16 protein-coding genes are annotated in these 19188 nt (G+C 48.7%); 8 read left to right on the top strand and 8 right to left on the bottom strand.

Features of this window, described 5'->3' with window-relative positions:
• Window positions 1-87 precede the first annotated feature (87 nt).
• The gene (locus tag J2T19_RS20190; RefSeq protein WP_307218902.1) at window positions 88-1107 is read right to left on the bottom strand and encodes a MerR family transcriptional regulator; all 1020 of its coding nucleotides are present in this window, start codon (window positions 1105-1107) and stop codon (window positions 88-90) included.
• A 183-nt stretch (window positions 1108-1290) separates the two neighbouring features.
• Between J2T19_RS20190 and J2T19_RS20185 the strand changes: the two genes are divergently transcribed.
• The 8 genes from J2T19_RS20185 to J2T19_RS20150 all read left to right on the top strand — a co-directional run bounded on the left by J2T19_RS20185 (window position 1291) and on the right by J2T19_RS20150 (window position 10948).
• Window positions 1291-2808: a phospholipase D family protein gene (locus J2T19_RS20185; RefSeq protein ID WP_370874909.1), complete on the top strand. Its 1518-nt coding sequence runs from the start codon at window positions 1291-1293 to the stop codon at window positions 2806-2808.
• Between the two features lie 196 nt (window positions 2809-3004).
• Complete coding sequence (locus tag J2T19_RS20180; RefSeq protein ID WP_307218900.1) at window positions 3005-3628, top strand: TetR/AcrR family transcriptional regulator; 624 nt, start codon at window positions 3005-3007, stop codon at window positions 3626-3628.
• Entirely contained in the window at window positions 3625-3969 is a 345-nt protein-coding gene (locus tag J2T19_RS20175; RefSeq protein ID WP_307218898.1) for a DMT family transporter, read from the top strand. The genes J2T19_RS20180 and J2T19_RS20175 overlap by 4 nt, the downstream gene beginning before the upstream one ends.
• Window positions 3969-4283: a DMT family transporter gene (locus J2T19_RS20170; protein ID WP_056702138.1), complete on the top strand. Its 315-nt coding sequence runs from the start codon at window positions 3969-3971 to the stop codon at window positions 4281-4283. The genes J2T19_RS20175 and J2T19_RS20170 overlap by 1 nt, the downstream gene beginning before the upstream one ends.
• A gap of 157 nt (window positions 4284-4440) precedes the next feature.
• Entirely contained in the window at window positions 4441-4572 is a 132-nt protein-coding gene (locus tag J2T19_RS20165) for a hypothetical protein (protein WP_307218896.1), read from the top strand.
• Window positions 4573-4732: 160 nt separating this feature from the next.
• A complete protein-coding gene (locus J2T19_RS20160; protein WP_307218894.1) occupies window positions 4733-5662 on the top strand; it encodes a TetR/AcrR family transcriptional regulator in 930 nt (309 codons plus the stop codon).
• A 36-nt stretch (window positions 5663-5698) separates the two neighbouring features.
• Window positions 5699-8959: an efflux RND transporter permease subunit gene (locus J2T19_RS20155; protein ID WP_307218892.1), complete on the top strand. Its 3261-nt coding sequence runs from the start codon at window positions 5699-5701 to the stop codon at window positions 8957-8959.
• Window positions 8960-9253: 294 nt separating this feature from the next.
• On the top strand, window positions 9254-10948 hold the full coding sequence (locus J2T19_RS20150; RefSeq protein WP_307218890.1) for a PucR family transcriptional regulator: 1695 nt from the start codon (window positions 9254-9256) through the stop codon (window positions 10946-10948).
• 5 nt (window positions 10949-10953) lie between these two features.
• On the opposite strand, the gene J2T19_RS20145 is transcribed toward J2T19_RS20150, so the two are convergent.
• The 7 genes from J2T19_RS20145 to J2T19_RS20115 form a co-directional block, all read right to left on the bottom strand.
• The gene (locus J2T19_RS20145) at window positions 10954-11181 is read right to left on the bottom strand and encodes a hypothetical protein (protein WP_307218888.1); all 228 of its coding nucleotides are present in this window, start codon (window positions 11179-11181) and stop codon (window positions 10954-10956) included.
• A 5-nt stretch (window positions 11182-11186) separates the two neighbouring features.
• A complete protein-coding gene (gene hydA / locus J2T19_RS20140; protein WP_307218886.1) occupies window positions 11187-12623 on the bottom strand; it encodes a dihydropyrimidinase in 1437 nt (478 codons plus the stop codon).
• Window positions 12620-13915 (bottom strand): NAD-dependent dihydropyrimidine dehydrogenase subunit PreA, encoded by a 1296-nt coding sequence (preA, locus tag J2T19_RS20135; protein ID WP_307218884.1) that lies wholly within the window; start codon window positions 13913-13915, stop codon window positions 12620-12622. Before preA ends, hydA begins: the two co-directional genes overlap by 4 nt.
• 208 nt (window positions 13916-14123) lie before the next feature.
• Window positions 14124-15491 carry an NAD(P)-dependent oxidoreductase gene (locus J2T19_RS20130; RefSeq protein WP_370874911.1) on the bottom strand — a complete coding sequence of 456 codons (1368 nt, stop codon included), beginning with the start codon at window positions 15489-15491 and terminating at the stop codon, window positions 14124-14126.
• Window positions 15492-15589: 98 nt separating this feature from the next.
• A complete protein-coding gene (locus J2T19_RS20125) occupies window positions 15590-16471 on the bottom strand; it encodes a nitrilase-related carbon-nitrogen hydrolase (RefSeq protein WP_370874908.1) in 882 nt (293 codons plus the stop codon).
• 17 nt (window positions 16472-16488) lie between these two features.
• The gene (locus J2T19_RS20120) at window positions 16489-17766 is read right to left on the bottom strand and encodes a M20 family metallo-hydrolase (protein WP_307218882.1); all 1278 of its coding nucleotides are present in this window, start codon (window positions 17764-17766) and stop codon (window positions 16489-16491) included.
• On the bottom strand, window positions 17738-19186 hold the full coding sequence (locus J2T19_RS20115; RefSeq protein ID WP_307218879.1) for an aspartate aminotransferase family protein: 1449 nt from the start codon (window positions 19184-19186) through the stop codon (window positions 17738-17740). Before J2T19_RS20115 ends, J2T19_RS20120 begins: the two co-directional genes overlap by 29 nt.
• Between the last annotated feature and the right edge of the window lie 2 nt (window positions 19187-19188).

The raw sequence follows: 19188 nt of genomic DNA, 5'->3' as shown, positions 1-19188 counted from the left end.
TGTTGATACATATGACGCAACCCCACATAACTTGATCGTTTGAGCCATACATTAGACCTGTCCATTTCACCATGTCGCTCTATTATGTTAATACTGTGAGCCTGGTGGCATGTCTACCAAGTACTCCCGTTCTAACCAACCTTGCCATTCGGACGAATGCTCCGGCATAATCCATTCGGGATAGGTTGCATGTTCGGCATGCTCATACCCTTTTCCCCCAAGGACAAAGCGCATATGCGGGAATTCATCTTTAATTCGACTCACCAATTGGTCACAACGCTCCATTAATCCCGGACTCGTGATGGAGAGACAGACTAGCTTGATCTTCTGCTCACGAATAATTGGAAAGATGCCCTCTTCCGGCGTGTTAGCTCCAAGGTACAGCACTTCAGCTCCATTTTTACGCATAAACAGGGAGAATAGCAGCAAACCCACCTGATGATGTTCCCCTTCTGGGCATAACGCTAGGACTTTAGGTAAGTGCGGATAGATCGGGAACAGATGGAAAAACTGATAAAACCGCTGTGAAATCAGTTGGGTCATGAAATGCTCCTGCGCTACAGAGGCTCTTCCCTGCTCCCAAGCATCGCCAACTCGAACTAAAATGGGCACAAGTACATGATAGAACATCGAGTCGTATCCATACATTGTAAAGCCAAAATCAATCAGACCGTTGGCTCGTTCACCCTGGAATTGGTAGAGGGAGTCATAAATTTGATCCGCAATCCGTTGGTACGATTCTTCCATGGTGGGAACAGGAGTCGTACTCGGGGTGGGAATGAACGCTTCCGCTGGCTTGGCTTTGTTCGCCTTCAACATCCGCACTGCTTCTGAAATATTGGTCTGATGTTGCTCAACCTGCTGTTTTAACCAGCGCAGATCTTCAACATTTTCATCTGTATACAACCGATAACCCGATTCCGTTCGCTCAGGAGTGACCGCGCTGTAACGATTTTCCCAAGCTCGGAGCGTTACCGTCGGAATGTCCAGCATGGCAGCGACCTGTTTGATGGAATACACTTTAGTCCCCACTCTCTTTCTTAAAATATCCAATAAAGCATGCTCTGAAATGCTTGCCGTGGCCTTTTCCGTCTCCGCCAGGTTCACATTTCGAGTTTATATGAAATTTAAAACATTCTACAAAAATAATACACCCATTATACACAACAGCTACACCCCTGTCGATTCATCAAGATAATTTAGTAGCATCTGGCTTGTCCAATTTCTCTTCTATACCCAGTCCTATGCGTCAATATTCATTGCAACGTGGTAATAGTAGTCAGCTAACTTATGAAAGGGGGTCATTGCTTGTTTTCTTCTCGCCACACATCAACCAAATCCAAGGCATCAGGACGCCGCTTTCCATACATACGCGCAGCTCTAGGTCTGCTTATTCTATGGCTCATCGCAGTCATGCTCTATCAGACGTATAAACCGCTACCACCAGGCATCTCCTATGAAAGTCCGGAGTATCGCACGGATCAAGTGCAGTTTCTTCATGATCTGACGTACCCTTCCGCAGATGGATTGATGGAACATGAGCAGCAGATTTACCAACGTATGCTGCAGGTCGTTGAAGATGCTGAACAATTCGTTCTCGTGGATATGTTCTTATTTAATGATTATCAGCACGAAGGGCAACGATTCCCGCCGATCAGTGCAGAATTCACGGATGCGATGATAGCGAAAAAGAACCAACATCCCGATATGGACATCTGGTTTATTACCGACGAAGTGAACACGAACTATAATTCAGCGCCGAACCCGCTATTTCAACAAATGAAACAAGCGGGAATACATGTGGTCATCACCAATGTTGATCCACTCCGTGACTCTACGCCGGTATACTCGGCAGTGTGGCGTACTTTCTTCCAATGGTTCGGACAGTCCGGCAAAGGATGGGTTCCTAACCTAATGGCAAGTGACGGCCCGGATGTTACCTTGCGGTCTTACTTAAAACTTTTAAACGTCAAAGCCAATCATCGCAAAGTTGTTGTCAGTGAGAAGACAGCGATTGTATCCTCCGGTAATATCCATGACGCAAGCGCCTATCACTCCAACATTGCCTTTGAAGTCTCTGGTCCCATCATTGAGGATATCCTTCGCTCAGAACAGGCGGTACTAGACATTTCCGGTGGTGGCACTGTGCCCGTATATTCTCCCTCTGCCAACGATTCGACCGCTACGTCGAGCACTAAATCGAACGAGGGTGACCTGCGTATCCGCTACTTAACCGAAGGCAAAGTAAATGATGCAACCTTGCATGAGATTAACGCAGCCGAAAAGGGTGACGTGTTATGGATGGGCATGTTCTACATTGCCTCACCTAAAGTGTTGGATGCGCTGCTCGCAGCGGCAGAACGCGGAACAGAGATTCGGCTTGTACTTGATCCAAACGAAAATGCATTTGGTCAGGAGAAGATCGGCATTCCGAATCGGCCTGTAGCTGCTGAGCTACATGGCAAGTCAGACGGCAAAATCCAGATTCGTTGGTATAACACAACCAAGGAACAATACCATACCAAGATGATGTACATCGCCAAAGCAACCGGTGATCACATTGTTCTTGGCGGGTCGACCAATTTTACACCGCGGAACTTGAATGATTATAATTTGGAAAACAACCTTTGGGTTGCATCCCCTCCGGATAACGAGTTCACCCAGAATGTTGCGAATTATTTTGATCGCATTTGGAATAATGATGATGCGGAGTTTACGTTGAATCTCGATGAATTTCAGGAGAAAACAACATTTCTGAAAGGGATTTTGTATAAGCTACAACTTATCTTGGGCTTTACGACCTTTTAGAAAGATAATGAACCTAGATGATACACTTGCCACTTCGCTGAAAGAACATCCATTAAGATCGTTGTTCTCTCCGGATATATTTATAGTATTTATAAACTCCGTCTGTGCTCTATCGTGCAGGCGGAGTTTTATATCTTGACACGGGATGTAAAATGTGAAAACATAATTACCTAACGCCCGTTAGGAAGGTGATATCATGACTGCACATTCGATTCGGGATGCCGCGCTTTTCCATTTTGCTAGAGATGGATATGAAGGAGCATCACTCAGAGCCATCGCAGATGAAGTCGGGATTAAGAAACCATCGATATATGCACATTTTAGCAACAAGGATGACTTATTTTTGCACACTCTGGCCTTCGCATTTCAGGAGGTACGGCGGCACACACTTGAATATTTCCGTGACCATGCGGATTTACCACTAGAGCAACGGCTGAAGGGTCTACTATTCTGGTTTGAGGAAGAGTACCATGCCCATGCATCCGCACGTTTTATGCTGCGCAATTGTTATTATCCACCACTGAACCTCTATAGCGAAGTGATGGATCTCGTGTATCCGTTTCTAGACGGTATGGAACGCGCCTTGATCAGGCTATTCGAGCGTGCAATACGTCATGGAGAACTACCGTCTGTTCCAGCAGAACAAGCAGCTATTGCGTTTATGACGTTCCTGGACGGTATTACGGTGGAGATTATATATGGAAGCTCACGTCGATACAAACGACGCCTTGAAGCCTCCTGGCCTGTCTTTTGGCATGGCATACATCATATGAACGAAGAAGCACGAGCTATTGTGCTGGAAGGAGATTCACCATCATGAACCGCAACTGGTTGTATGTTTTTATCGGAGGAATTATAGAAATTGTATGGGTAAGCGGGTTAAAGCACGCTTCTAATGCATCAGAATGGGCACTGACGGGGATCGCCATCGTGATTAGTTTTGGACTCATCATTGCCGCTTCCAAGAGACTTCCTGTCGGTACCGTATACGCCGTCTTCACAGGTATTGGTACAGCGGGTACTGTGCTAACGGAGATGGTGCTGTTCGGTGAGGAATTCCGCCTTGCTAAAATATTGTTGATCGGCTTATTGCTCTGCGGTGTCATTGGGCTGAAACTGGTTACAGACCAGCAGCAGTCAACGAAAGAAGGTGCGGCATAATGGCATGGTTAGCAATCGTCGGTGCAGGCATCTGTGAAATTTTTGGCGTCATCGGTATTAATGGGGCTTCTTCCAAAAAGGGCTGGCCTTATATCGTACTGATGTTGGTTTCATTTGTATTCAGCTTCTCTCTTCTGTCCTACGCAATGACTTCCATTCCTATGGGCACAGCTTACGCTGTGTGGACAGGAATCGGAACAGTAGGCAGCACGCTGACAGGCATGTTCCTGTTCGGCGAACGCAAGGAAGCGAAGCGGCTCTTATTTATTGCGATGATTCTGGTCGCAGCCGTTGGTTTGAAATTAATTACGTAACGTATCCGGCAAGAACAAGTGATATTGCAATGTTAAACGATAATGAGCGATAACCGATTGTAATAAATTTAATATTTTACGTAAAATAACAGGCGACTTCATCAGGAAGTCGTCTTTTTGCGATATGATGGAAATAACAGGAGAGGAGACTGATGATATGAAGAAAATATGGAGACGTCTTGGCGCATTCACAGGGTACACCTTCCTCATCCTATTAGCTGCGTTCTTCCTGTTCTCCCTCGTGGCGGTAATCCTGCTCGCTATTTATGATTTTCAGGGTGGAATGTAGCCTCATTAGGTAAGTTTCCCCCTTCTCTTTTTTTCCAATTTCCTCCCATTTGAATTCGACCTTCCAGATCGTTTATACTTATTCTGACCTTGAAGTCAATCCGAGAACTCACAAGTTCCGCAACGAGGTGAATGTATCGTTAATGAACCCTATCCATGAAATGAATGAGAAGAAAAAGCTCATTATTACCACAGCCCTCAAGCTGTTTTCTGCCAAAGGCAGTGCTGCAACGTCCATGCAAGAGATTGCTGAACTATGCGGAATGTCGAAGGGTAGTCTCTACCTTATGTTTAAATCCAAAGAGGAATTAGAGTCCAGCACCTTGGAATATTGCATGTTTACTCTCATTGATGAAATGACCCAGATTGAGCAAGAAGCTGGCCTCACATCAAGAGAACGTCTGCACAAGCAGATCGAAACACTGCTCATCCATGTATCCGAGCTGAGAGAATTTTTGCGTGTACAACTGCGCAGCATGATGATGGACGATGAACAGAAGCATCATGAACAATGCAACCCGCAGCACAAAGAGCTAGAGGTTCGCATTTTACATTGGTTCAAGGATAAGCTTGAGGCTCTGTATGGCCCCGAGATTGAACCATATACCATTGATTTGATGCTGCTTACGCAAGGTCTGTTTCTCTCCTACGTCAAAATTTGGTTCACGGAAATGCCCTCACTCACCGTTGCCAAAATGGCTGCCAACTTGCTTCGAACGATGGATTACGCGGCACATGGACTGCTGGAGCACAAGCCTGCGCCCTTAGTTATGTTAGATCACTGGCCAGCATGGACGCGTGAATTCAATGCAGATTCTACCGTCATGCGTCACCCGGTTCACATTATTAAACAGATGCAGGATATCATTACGTCGGATTTGCAACCAGGACAACTACGTACCGATGCGCTGGAAACCATCGCCATTCTAAAACGTGAGATGATGGAATTCACGCCAAGGCGCGCCATTATTCTGGGTATGATGCACAATCTGAATCACATTCCTGCCATTCAGCCATTGCACTCCGAGCTTCAGCACATTATGGATGCCATGTATAGCCGGTTTATCCAAGCTGACTCGTCAAACCAATAAAAAACAGGGAGAACAGAGAGGAGAAGAAACCAGCGTATGAAAGGGATTATTAACTTTTCACTGAACAACAAGTTTGCCATCTGGATTCTGACCATCATCGTATCCGCCACCGGTTTATACAGTGGACTAACGATGAAGCAGGAGACGATTCCAAACATCAACGTTCCATTCCTGGCCGTTACTGCTATCGATCCTGGTGCCGCACCAGAAGGAATTGTTGAGGATGTCACCAAACCACTAGAACAGACATTGAGGAACGTCGAGGGCATCAAAACACTCACCTCTACCTCCATGGAGAATGCCTCTTCCATCACACTTGAATTCGATTATGGAACGGATTTAGATAATGCCACAGCAGCAGTTCGTGAAGCACTGAACGAAGTGCAACTGCCAGATGGCGTACAGAAACCGACCATTTCCAAATTCAGCATTAACTCATTCCCAGTAGTATCACTGAGCTTGTCCGATAAGGATGGCGGGGATCTAGAACAACTGACGAGACTCGCACAGAACGATATTCAGGCTGCACTTGAAGACATCGATGGTGTCGCTCAGGTACAAGTTTCCGGTCAATACGTTAGAGAGGTCCAACTGAAATTTGATCAGGACAAAATGAACGAACTCGGTCTGACTGAAGATACAGTCAAAGGGATCGTTCAAGGTTCGTCTGTCCGTGTACCTCTTGGATTGTTTGAACTGGATAAAGCCCAGAAGGCTGTCGTTGTTGATGGTAACATCATTGATATGGATGACCTAAACAATCTGGCTATTCCGGTTATCCCAAGCGGTGCAGGTGCATCCGCAGGTAATGGTGCAGCTACTACTCCACAAGGCACAGGAGCACCAACAGGTGGTTCATCGGCTCAAGCTGGTGAAGCGGGTCAAGGTACAGCACCAGGGGCTGCACAAGAATCTGACCAGGCTGCAGGGCAAGCGGGTGGCGGTAACGCTGGCGCTGGTAATCCTGCGGGCGCAGCTAATGCAGCACCTGGCATTCCAACCGTTAAATTAAGTGAGATTGCGAAGATCGAAGTTATTGGTCAAGCAGAATCCATCTCTCGGACAGACGGTAAAGAATCTATCGGGATCTCGATCGTTAAGTCCAATGATGCCAATACGGTTGATGTAGTTAATGCCGTTAAGAAAAAAGCAGAAGAATTGCAATCCCAATTCAAAAATGCAGAGCTTACGGTTCTACTTGATCAAGGTAAACCTATCCAAGATTCCGTAAATACCATGTTGTATAAAGCGATGTTTGGTGCTTTGTTCGCCATTTTGATTATTCTCTTATTCTTGCGTGATATTCGCTCTACGATCATTTCGGTCATTTCCATTCCGCTCTCCTTGCTCATTGCACTGACAGCGTTGAATGTAATGGACATTACGCTGAACATGATGACGCTCGGCGCCATGACGGTTGCCATTGGGCGGGTCGTGGATGACTCCATCGTTGTTATCGAGAATATCTATCGCCGTTTAACGCTCAAAGGAGAGAAATTAAAAGGCCGTGAACTGATCCGGGAAGCAACCCGTGAGATGTTTGTACCGATCCTTTCCTCCACCATTGTTACCATTGCCGTGTTCCTTCCACTCGCACTTGTGAGCGGTATGGTCGGTGAGTTGTTCTTACCATTTGCCTTGACGATGGTCTTTGCCCTACTGGCATCCCTTGTTGTTGCGATCACAATCGTACCAATGCTGGCTCATAGCCTCTTCCGCAAAGGGATCAAGAACAAGCAAAATCATGATGAAAAACCAGGCAAGCTTGCGGATACGTACAAACGACTCTTGAACTGGACGTTGTCTCATAAATTCATTACTGTAAGTGTCGCTGTACTCGTATTGGTTGGTAGTTTATTCTTGTATCCGTTCATCGGCGCAAGCTTCCTGCCAGAGCAACAGGATAAATATGTCATGGTTACGTACAGTCCGGAAACGGGAGCTCTGCGTGAAGATGTGGAAAAAGAAGCCCTTGTCGCTGAGAAGTGGTTGTTGCAGCAACCAGGTCTGGAGAAAATGCAATACTCCATCGGTGGCAGTAACCCGCTGAGCAGCATGGGTGGAGGAAGCTCCAACTCTGCACTCTTCTATATTCAATACAACGAAGATACCAAAGAATTTACCCAAGTGAAGAAAGATCTTGTGGAAGGTTTGAAGAACCAAGTTACCGCAGGAACCTGGAGTGAGCTTGATATGTCTGGGGGTCTGGGAGGAAGCAGTCTGAGCCTTTCCATCTATGGCGACAGTGTAGAACAGATCAAACCGGTCTCCGATGAAATTCTGAAGCTGGTTCAAGCAGATACGGAATCATTCGAAAAAGCAGATACAACACTCTCTGATACCTACGGGCAGTACACGCTGGTTGCAGATCAGGAGAAACTAAGTTCGCTTGGTTTGACTGCAGGTCAACTGGCTATGACACTGAGCCCAGTGCGGGAACGCCCTGTGCTTACCGAAGTAGATATCGAGAACAAAACATATAAAGTATATGTTGAAACGGACAAAAAGACATTCAATAGCCTTTCGGAGATTGAAAATGAAACCGTCACTTCACCGCTCGGCATCGAAGTACCCATTAAAGATGTCGCTAAAGTAGAAGAAGGTACTTCACCGAACTCCATCATGCGTATTGATGGTAAGGTCGTTGTTCAGGTATCAGCTAACATTCTCGCTGCTAATGTAGCGAAGGCTTCGCAGGATCTGCAGGCTAATATCGACAAAATCGATCTGCCAGATGGTGTTGAAGTGAAGTTTGGTGGTACGACTGAACAAATTAATGACACATTTACACAGCTTGGTCTTGCCATGCTGGCAGCCATCGCTATCGTATACTTCGTGCTCGTTGTTACGTTTGGCGGCGGACTTGCGCCATTTGCCATCCTGTTCTCCCTGCCGTTCACCGTTATTGGTATTATGGTAGGTCTGTTCGTAGCAGGCGGTACAATTGACGTATCTGCCATGATGGGTGGACTAATGCTCATCGGTATCGTAGTCACGAATGCCATCGTCCTGATCGACCGTGTCATTCACAAGGAAAACGAGGGATTGTCTACTCGTGAAGCCTTGCTGGAAGCCGGAGCAACACGTCTTCGTCCGATTCTGATGACCGCTCTTGCTACCATTGGTGCATTGCTTCCACTCGTTACAGGGCTGGAAGAGAGCGCGGGCATTATCTCCAAAGGTCTCGGAATTACCGTTATCGGGGGTCTGATCAGCTCCACGCTGCTCACACTGGTCATCGTACCGATTGTGTATGAATTCCTGATGAAGTTCAAAAAGAAAAGAATCGAAGATTAATTGGTCGCAAAGATAGACTCATGCTCTAAACTAGATTAACAATTCACACCCCTTGCTATGTATTGGAATGATTTTATATTCCAACATCAGACCAAGGGGTGTTTTTTTGTAGTCAGCGTATTTGTTGTAGTTAGCACGATGGCAATTTTGAATTAGACGACAAAACAAACCATTCATTTTGGGAAATCACACAAATAAGTGTAAGAGATCATCTCATCTGTGCCGAATGGTTTTATACTAAGGTTTACGGATCTGGGTATTGCTAGGACATACCATGGGAAGGACGGTGAGGGTATGGGGGAAACAACGCTGCATATTCAGATGAGGGATATGTTGAAACGTCCGGTATTTCGCAAAGCAGAGGTACTCGCCAGTGAACGTGCGCTGACGAGGTACGTAAGATGGGTACATATCATGGAGGTGCCTGAAGTGGGGAACCTGCTCAACGGCGGTGAACTGGTGCTAACCACAGGCATCGGATGGCAGGATAATGCGCAGCAAGGGCTCTCTTTTCTACGTCAGTTAATTGCACATGGGGCTGCGGGGTTATGTATTGAGCTTGGGGCACACACCAAATCCCAGCTTGGGGCAATGAAAGAAATTGCTTCTGCCGAGGATTTTCCACTCATCTGGTTCCATGAACAAGTTCGCTATATCGATATTACACAAGATCTGCATTTTACTTTGCTCCGTAGTCACCAACGGTTGATCAATGAACTGGATACCCTGACCACCTCATTCAACCAACTTCTGCTCAATGGCGATGGTGTGCAGCCACTACTTCGATTGTTGTCACGTACGACGGGTTATGATGTAGCTCTCTATCCACTTGAGGGTGAGGCAAGTGCCGTGCCCTATAGTGCACCAGAACATCTAGAAGCGCGACGCCAGTCCTGGTTCTCGCATCGGAAGTCTGAGTCAATGAGAACGGATAGTCATACGGAACCCGCGACTTCAACCGAATTCTGCTCCTCACCGGGTACGCTCTCTCTGTCTGTGCAAGCACTAGAGTATACCTTTGCCGACCTCGTACTCAGCACAGCAAAATCATCTAATCATGATCTGGATCTGGCGCACCCACACCAACCTTCCAATGAATTCGTCCTTCAAGCCATGGAGCGTTGTGCCGCTGCCATTGCCCAGGACTGGATGCGCACCAAATACATGGAGGAGAAGCGCCGATACAAGGAAGATATGTGGGTCATCGATTGGCTCAACGGCCATCATTCTGCCAAAGAGATACACGAATATCTATCCACCGCTAGTCCCCTTCTTGCAACAGGCACAGGCACCGTCATTTTGTTCGACCGTATCCCGGGTTATTCAGATAGCCTCAAGCTTCAGAAGCTCCTCATTCAGCGTAACATCGTCTCCCGCTCTATCTTCTCAAGAGAAGGGTTCACCCTCTACAGTACCGTGCTTAACCATCAGATCATTCTCATCATCATCGACCCTCAGCCTGGAGTTCAGCGCAAAAGCCATCTATGGAGCTGCATTCAACAACTCCAGCATCATGAAGCAGATCAAACACATCGTCTATTCTCAGGTCTGTTAGGCATTGGTCAGAGCTGTGCTAACCTCTCTCGTATCAGAGACAGCTTAGATTCAGCCAAGGAAACCCTGTCGATTCAAAAAGATATCGGAGCAATGCAGCAGCCCTTCTACAGCAATCTTCATTGTTACCGTATTATTGCGGGTATGAAGCAGAGTGGCAGTTTGGAGGATTTTATCGTGGAATATCTGGGGCCTATCATTCGATATGATGCAGAAAAAGGTGGGCAACTCCTGCATACGCTTAAGCAATATTTCGTGCTATGTTGTTCCAAACAAGAGACCGCTACCCGTCTGTTCATCGTAAGGCAGACCCTATATCACCGATTACACAAAATCGAGTCCCTCCTAGGAGAAGACTATGTTCTTCCTGAGAAAAGAGTTGCGATCGAGCTTGCCATCTATGGTTATGAATATGTCCACGGCCCGATCGCGTAGCTTCACTATGCCCCCTGCTGTTCTCGCAGTTGCTGCACGAGAAAGTGTCCAAACCACTTTCGGCCGGAGGCAGTGCCTACGTGTTGCTGCTTCCACTCTCCCGGCTGATCCGGATGTTCCCAGACGACATCCGCTCCCTCCAGATGCTCTTGCACCGTATAGATGCGGTAACCCAGAGCGACCATACGTTCAATTGCTATTTTTTCCGCTTCAAAATCCGCTGTTTCGGACATACCTCTCACCCCCTCGTTGTTGTCGCTACTTTCTTCGCTGGAACGGGTGCGCCAGCATCGTATTTGGCACGCTTCACATATTGGCCTGCACCTGGCTTGCCTGCAAACTGCCGATCACGAACCACATATTCTCCCCGACATAGCACCGTAATGGGACATCCCTGAACCTGCATTCCTTCAAAGGCACTGTAATCCACGTTCATATGATGCGTCGCAGCAGAAAGTTCTCTCTCGATCGCTGGGTCAAAAATAACAATATCTGCATCCGTTCCTACAGCCAGCGTGCCTTTCTGCGGAAATAGCCCGAATAGCTTGCTTGCCCGTGTTGAGCACAGATCCACCCACTGGTTCAGGGATATGCGTCCTTTGGCGACACCTTCTGAATACAGGATGCTGAGTCGATCCTCAATCACAGGCCCGCCATTCGGAATTTTGCTAAAATCATCCTTCCCCAGATCCTTCTGTCCCTTAAAGTTAAACGAGCAGTGATCCGAGCCAATCGTCTGCAGCTGACCATTCTTGAGCGCATTCCACAATGCATCCTGATGAGTTGCTTCCCGCAAAGGTGGTGACCAGACATACTTGGCGCCTTCAAAATTCGGCTGATCCATGATCGATTGATCCAACGTTAAATACTGCGGACACGTCTCGCCCCAGATTCGATACCCTAACTCCCGCATACGAGCAATCTGCTCCACCGCTTCAGCGCATGTCACATGCACAACATAGAGCTGAGAATCCGCAAGTGCCGCCAGTCGGGCAGCCCGACCTGTTGCCTCTCCCTCCAAAACTGATGGACGAGTTAGCGCATGGTGAATCGGTTCGGTTCGACCAGCCGCGAGCGCTTCACGCACGAGCAGGTCGATCACATCGCCATTCTCGGCATGCACCATAACGAGAGCGCCGTACTCCTTCGCCTTTTGCAGCGTCTGATACAGGATGGCATCATCGGCTTGGAATTGATTTTTGTATGCCATGAATACCTTAAAGGAAGACACACCTTCTTCTTCAATCATCTGAGGTAACTCTTCCAGTACCTGATCATTCATCTCTCCGATCATCAGATGGAAGCCATAATCAATGGCTGCCTTACCGTCTGCTTTGTCATGCCATTGCTGGAGGGATTCCAGCAGTGGTCGCCCTTTTTGCGTTAAACAAAAATCGATAATGGTAGTTGTGCCGCCAAATGCAGCAGCAGCCGTACCTGTCGCAAAATCATCTGCTGTAACCGTTCCGCCAAACGGCATATCCAAATGGGTATGTGGATCGATACCGCCAGGAATCACATAACAACCTGAAGCATCGATTACCTCTGTCCGTTCGTCTGGCAGTAGCCCTATGCCGATCTGCGTGATTTTGCCATGCTCAATTAGAATATCTGCCTCGAATGTATCTGACGCTGTAACCAACACACCATTACGAATCAATTTGCGGATAGTCATGATATCGCCTCTTTCGTTGATTGATCTCGTGTCCACTGTAGCGTCGCTATAGCCGATTGACGTTCATTCCAGGTCAGTGGTGCTTGTTCATGCTCGATCTCCACCATCTGGATTGCGCCATCCACCGGACACACGATGGAACACAGATTACAGCCTACACAATCCTCCTCAACCACCTCAAGATATGAACCCGAAGGGTCTGTCAGCATATCAATACATTGATGTGAAGTGTCTTCACAGGCGATATGGCATTTATTGCAATTAATACAGACATCGCGGTCAATACGAGCGACCACTTTGTAATTCAGATCAAGATTGCCCCAATCCGAGTACTTAGGAACCGTCTGACCGATTAATTCGGTTACACTTTGCAAACCCTTCTCATCCAAATAATCATTCAGCCCGTCGATCATTTCCTCCACAATCCGAAAACCATGATGCATTGCAGCCGTACAGATCTGAACGCCCGTAGCTCCCATTAATAGAAACTCAGCTGTATCCCGCCAATTGGATATGCCTCCAATACCGGAGATCGGCACGCCTACCTCCGGATTACGTGCACACTCTGCAACCATGTTCAGTGCGATCGGCTTCACGGCCGGCCCACAATACCCGCCATGCGCGCCCTTACCCGCCACATGCGGAACCGTATTCCACGAATCCAGATCTACACCCGCAAGAGAGTTGATGGTGTTAATCATGGAGATTGCATCCGCACCACCACGTACGGCGGCTTTGGCTGTTACCGTAATATCCGTAATATTGGGCGTAAGCTTTACGATGACCGGAGTCGTTGCTACTTCCTTCACCCACATGGTCTGGAGCTCTACCAGATCAGGCTGTTGTCCCGAGGCGGCTCCCATACCACGTTCAGCCATGCCATGGGGACAGCCAAAGTTCAGCTCCAGTCCATCGACACCAACTGCCTCGACCTTCTTCACAATCTCATGCCACTTCTCCCGCTTCGGCTCAACCATTAGTGAGGCTATCACCGCTCGATTCGGGAAACGCTTCTTGGTCTCTGCAATTTCTCGCAGATTCACTTCTAATGGACGATCCGATATCAACTCAATATTGTTAAAACCCGCAACACGCTGCCCACCGAAATGAATCGCGGCAAAGCGTGACGATGTATTGATAATAGGCTCGCCCATTGTCTTCCACACTGCGCCACCCCAGCCTGCCTCAAAGGCTCGCTGAACCTGATATCCTGTATTCGTTGGTGGTGCAGATGCCAGCCAGAATGGATTCGGCGATCGAATACCTGCCAGATTAATAGATAAGTCAGCCATAACGATCCCTCCTAGATGTGGATTGATATCACTTGCTTAATATTGGTAGCTTTTGGTTTGCGAATCAAATGATGTTGCCTGATATCAGGCTTGGGATTGCTTGAGATAGATTAATCACCCTATATGCTCCAAATAATGATGGCGGCAAAACCATTCACTGATTCACTGGTGCTGGTGTCATTAAACCGAGCGTGGCATGATTCCAAACTTATGCTGTCTCTTCCACCTGACCAGGCCATGCCTTCATGACGGCTGCCGCAGCCATCTTCCCCTGTTGGGCTGCGGATACGACCATGGCTTCGCCCTGCCCCTGACCAAAGATAACATCTCCAGCGGCATAGACCTGAGGGTGGGATGTGCGATACGTGTGCGGCTCCACCTCCACTACACCGCCTTGGTGCTTCAATCCAAAGGCTTCAATAAGCGGCAACAACCGATTCTGTCCAATTGCACGCACGACGGTATCACACTCAATCGTGAACTCTGACCCTTCCACCGGTACAGGCCATGCACGCCCCCCGCCGGGCGGTGTCTCCAGCCGCATTTTCACGCATTCAATAGCGCGAACTCGGCCGTTCTCATCTCCGACAATGCGCCTCGGCATCGTAAACCAGCGGAACTCCACGCCTTCCTGTTTCGCAAATGTATATTCAAACGCATACGCCGTCATCTGACCCTCGCCGCGTCGATAGAGCATCTGTACTCGCTCAGCACCCAAACGTACAGAGCACGTTGCCGCATCTACAGCTGTATTGCCTGCACCAATCACAGCAACATTCAATCCATGGAGCGCCGGTGGCACACCCTGCTTCGTCGATTCGACCAGCTCAATGGCATCATAGACTCCTTCTAGTGTCTCGCCTTCAATGCCTAGCATCGGCACTGCGCCCATGCCACAAGCGAGAATTACCGAGTCGTATTGCTCCATAATCTCATCCGCCGAGAGGTCTACCCCAATGCGAACGCCATATCGGATCTGTACGCCCAGCGCTTCCACTTGCTGTACTTCCCACAATGCGACGGATTCAGGTAAACGGAACGATACAATGCCATACGTATTTAATCCGCCACCCTTGGCCTTCGCTTCATAGATCGTCACCTCATACCCTGCACGCCCCAGCTCTCTGGCTGCGGACAACCCTGCAGGGCCGGCACCCACGATTGCAACCGTACGTCCATTCGAAGGTGCCGGATGGAACAACGGTTCATTCTTCGTTCGTGCCCAATCCGTTGCATAACGTTGCAGATCACCGATGCGAATAGGCTTAGACGAATCGTTCAGAACACAGGCACCTTCACATAACTCTTCTGTTGGACAGACCCTCGCACAACTGGCTCCCACCGGATTCGCATCCATAATGGTTCGAGCTGAACCCTTGAGATGACCTGTAGAGATTTTCCGTATAAACGAAGGAATATTAATATCTGTTGGACACGCCTTGATGCAAGGTGCATCGTAACAATATAGACAGCGGTTGGATTCCTCCATCGCCTCTGCACTTGACATCGCAGGTTTCATCTCCGTGAAACGACTCTCCCATCCATAGTCGGACATGGGGGTTCCAGGGCTGTTCATCATGCGTATGCACCTCCAAAAATTATTCATTGGGCTGTGTACCCTATCTGTGCCTCAGGGCATCCTTCGTAATCAAAAGCGGACTTTTTGAACAACCTCTACAAATGAACAAGATGTTCATACGTTTCAGGCCGTCGATCCCGGTAAAATTGCCATACATTACGTACCTCCCGGATTACCTCAGTATCCATCTCCCCAATAATCACTTCATCTTGATCCCTGCTACCGATGGCAACCATCTTGCCACGCGGATCAACAAGGTAGGACTGACCGTAGAACTCTCCCATATTCCAAGGTGATTCCACCCCTACACGATTGATCGCAGCAACATAATACCCATTGGCTACCGCATGTGCGGGTTGCTCCAGCTTCCACAGGTATTCCGACGTGCCTGCCACCGTTGCCGAAGGATTGAATACAATCTCGGCCCCCGCTAAACCGAGCAGACGTGCTCCCTCCGGGAAATGACGGTCATAACAGATGTACACGCCCACTCTGGCGTAAGCCGTGTCGAACACCGGGTATCCAAGATTTCCAGGTTTGAAATAATACTTCTCCCAGAATCCATTCGTACCCTCACCTGCTTCCACATGCGGGATGTGATGTTTGCGATATTTTCCCAGATACGATCCATCCGCATCGATCACAGCTGCCGTGTTGTAATACGAAGCAATACCCTCCACCTCATACACCGGCAAAATAATGACTACCCCCAGCTCCTTCGCCAATGCTTGGAAACGCTGTGTAGTTGGCCCTTCTGGTACCTGCTCCGCAGAGGCATACCACTTCGGATTCTGCTCCGTGCAAAAGTACGGACCATAGAATACTTCCTGTAAACCAATAATCTGCGCTCCCTTGGCGGCAGCTTCTCGTACCATGGCGATATGCTTCTGTATCGCCGCTTCCTTATGAACCTCAACGGAAGCGGTGCCCTCCATAGCGTGTGAAGCTTGGATCAAACCAATCTTGATTTTGCCCATAATATTGGAACGCCTCCTTAGGAAAATGTATCGATAACTGTGTGACCATTACACATCTGCCGAACGGTACGGTATAGCACTTCGGTGCCCAGTGCGATATCTTCTGGCGAAGAGTATTCACTCGGATGGTGACTGATGCCGTCCTTACTGCGGACAAAGATCATGCCGTAATCACATACATGTGATAATGCCAGCGCATCATGGAAAGGCCCACTCATGAGCTCCGGTAACGTCATTCCCATCGCTTCGGCCGATGAGTGAATCGCAGACTTAATTCGTTCCGCACAATATCGTGGTTCACTATTGGTATCGACTGTGAGCGAATAGCTCAGCCCATGCTGCTTGCTTACATCCTCCAGCAGTTGCATGAACCGGGCTTCCAGCCGATCTCTGCGTGCCATCTCCATATCCCGTAAATCTACGGTAAAGCTAACTTCCTCCGGAATAATGTTGCGCGAATCGGGGAATACCCTCAGGCTCCCTACAGTTCCTACCGTAGGTGCACCAGGATCTTCGCGTACCATCTCATCAAACGCAGCAATGACTTTGGCGCTGCCAACAAGTGCATCATGCCGCATTCCCATCGGAACCGATCCAGCATGACCTGCCATTCCCTTCATCGTCACCGTGAGCCACAATGGTCCAGAAATCCCGGTCACTACACCCACGGGGGCGTCTATCGATTCCAGTACAGGTCCCTGTTCAATGTGCAGCTCCAGATATGCGCCAATCGCTCCAGGCGGGTATACCGATTCGGCAAATTGTGCTGGGGAGCAGCCGAAGGACTCAAGCGCTTCTCGCCGCGTCATCCCATGTTTATCCTGTCGCTCCAGCTCACCTTCCTCCAACTGCCCGGTTATCCCACGGGAGCCGAACAAACCCTTGTTGAACCGTGAACCCTCTTCATCACAAAAGGCAATGACCTCAATGGGCATCATGGGCTGTATCCCTTGCTCTATTAGACATTGAACCGCCTCGAGCGCGCCGAGCACGCCAATTGCTCCATCATAGCGGCCACCATACGGCTGGGAATCGATGTGTGAGCCCAGCATTAGTAGCGGAAGCGAAGGGTCTGTACCTTCCAAGCGACCAATCAGATTACCAAAGGCATCGAGCCGAGTAGTAAGCCCTGTCTCCTCCATCCAGAGACGAACCTGAATGATGCCTTCCATATCTTCCGGTGTTAGGGCTAAGCGACAGACACCAGTATCTGCGATGCGTCCAATACGAGATAGTTGTTCAATACGCTCATCCAATCGAGCCTGATTAATGGTGATTCCCTCCGTCGTCTGCACTCCGAATTCCTCCTTGTACAATTATGGCTTCATCGTTCATGTCTAATGAACTTGCATCCAGATTACGTAGTGCAGTCAGTAGGCTGCCTGCAATGAGATCCAGCTCTGCTTCCGTTGTGACGAATGGCGGTGAGATCGTCAGAATATTTGCAAACCCTGGTACGGTATCCCCATTTTTACCGATGAGAATGCCATCCTTTTTACAGCTAGCGAGTACCTTCATTACCTGATCTGCTCTGGCCGGAGAGCCATCCGCCTCAATCAATTCGATGCCACAGGCGAATCCGAAGGAGCGAATGTCACCGACCACTGAAAGCGACAAGAGCGGTTCGAGCTTTTCACGGAGCAGACTTCCCAGCCACTCAGCTTGACTAACTAGATTCTCACGTTCAATAATCTCCAGATTCGCCAACGCTACCCGGCAAGACACCGGATTCCCCCCAAAGGTATTCACATGACGAAAGTGTGTATCTGCGCCAGGTTCTTTGAACGAATCGTACATGTCCGCTCTTACGGCGGTAGCCGATAATGGAGAGTACGCACTGGTTAACCCTTTGGCCATCGTCACAATATCAGGCTTCACACCGTAATTGTGATGCCCGAACTTTTGCCCTGAGCGACCAAAACCACAGATGACCTCATCAACGATCAACAGCACACCATAGCGCTCACAGATCTCCTGTACCGTGCGCATATAATCTGGAGGAGGCACGATCATGCCGCCCCCTGTAATGACCGGCTCCATAATGACGGCAGCTACAGTCTCTGGCCCTTCCCAGCGAATGACCTCTTCATAGATCGCCGCGCACTCCAGCCCGCAACCGTCCTTGCTCTTACCAAACGGACAACGATAACAGTACGGCGGAGGTACATGAGTGAAGCCAACGCCCAGGGGTTCGTATTTGATCTTGCGAGCCGCTTGCCCCGTAGCGCCAAGTGCGCCCATGGAGTTCCCGTGATATGCACGATGACGAGAGATGAACTTGTGCCGCGTAGGCTCACCATTCTGGTGATGATACTGGCGGGCTATTTTGAAAGCTACCTCATTGGCATCCGAACCCGAGTTGGAGAAAAAGATCCGATACTCCCCCTCCAGCCAGTCATTCAGCTTCTCTGCGAGCAGGATTGCCGGCTCATGACTCTGGGTCATTGGGACATAGGCGAGTGCTTTCATCTGCTCATAGGCACTTCTGGCAATTTCCTCCCGCCCATGCCCAACGTTCACACACCACAATCCAGACATCGCATCCAAATAACGTGAGCCATACTGATCCATAATCCAGCTTCCTTCACCGCTGACGGCAATCATCGGATGATCGTTATGCGGGGAGATGTGATGCCACACATATTGACGATCCTTCTCCAGCCATTCTTCCTTCGTACCCCCAAGTGGCTGAGGCTGCTGATCCACAGAGTTCATGC

Origin of the sequence: Paenibacillus tundrae, assembly GCF_030812775.1 — a bacterium.
In the GTDB taxonomy this organism is placed as follows: Bacteria; Bacillota; Bacilli; order Paenibacillales; family Paenibacillaceae; genus Paenibacillus; species Paenibacillus tundrae_A.
This window is presented reverse-complemented; position numbering and strand designations above follow the sequence as displayed.

Bases quoted from the DNA above. Each gene is read 5' to 3' on its own strand.
- J2T19_RS20180 (WP_307218900.1), top strand. From the start codon at position 3,005: ATGACTGCACATTCGATTCGGGATGCCGCGCTTTTCCATTTTGCTAGA.
- preA (WP_307218884.1), bottom strand. From the start codon at position 13,915: ATGGCTGACTTATCTATTAATCTGGCAGGTATTCGATCGCCGAATCCA.
- hydA (WP_307218886.1), bottom strand. From the start codon at position 12,623: ATGACTATCCGCAAATTGATTCGTAATGGTGTGTTGGTTACAGCGTCA.
- J2T19_RS20175 (WP_307218898.1), top strand. From the start codon at position 3,625: ATGAACCGCAACTGGTTGTATGTTTTTATCGGAGGAATTATAGAAATT.
- J2T19_RS20185 (WP_370874909.1), top strand. From the start codon at position 1,291: ATGAAAGGGGGTCATTGCTTGTTTTCTTCTCGCCACACATCAACCAAA.
- J2T19_RS20130 (WP_370874911.1), bottom strand. From the start codon at position 15,491: ATGAACAGCCCTGGAACCCCCATGTCCGACTATGGATGGGAGAGTCGT.
- J2T19_RS20115 (WP_307218879.1), bottom strand. From the start codon at position 19,186: ATGAACTCTGTGGATCAGCAGCCTCAGCCACTTGGGGGTACGAAGGAA.
- J2T19_RS20160 (WP_307218894.1), top strand. From the start codon at position 4,733: ATGAATGAGAAGAAAAAGCTCATTATTACCACAGCCCTCAAGCTGTTT.
- J2T19_RS20125 (WP_370874908.1), bottom strand. From the start codon at position 16,471: ATGGGCAAAATCAAGATTGGTTTGATCCAAGCTTCACACGCTATGGAG.
- J2T19_RS20150 (WP_307218890.1), top strand. From the start codon at position 9,254: ATGGGGGAAACAACGCTGCATATTCAGATGAGGGATATGTTGAAACGT.
- J2T19_RS20145 (WP_307218888.1), bottom strand. From the start codon at position 11,181: ATGTCCGAAACAGCGGATTTTGAAGCGGAAAAAATAGCAATTGAACGT.
- J2T19_RS20165 (WP_307218896.1), top strand. From the start codon at position 4,441: ATGAAGAAAATATGGAGACGTCTTGGCGCATTCACAGGGTACACCTTC.
- J2T19_RS20155 (WP_307218892.1), top strand. From the start codon at position 5,699: ATGAAAGGGATTATTAACTTTTCACTGAACAACAAGTTTGCCATCTGG.
- J2T19_RS20170 (WP_056702138.1), top strand. From the start codon at position 3,969: ATGGCATGGTTAGCAATCGTCGGTGCAGGCATCTGTGAAATTTTTGGC.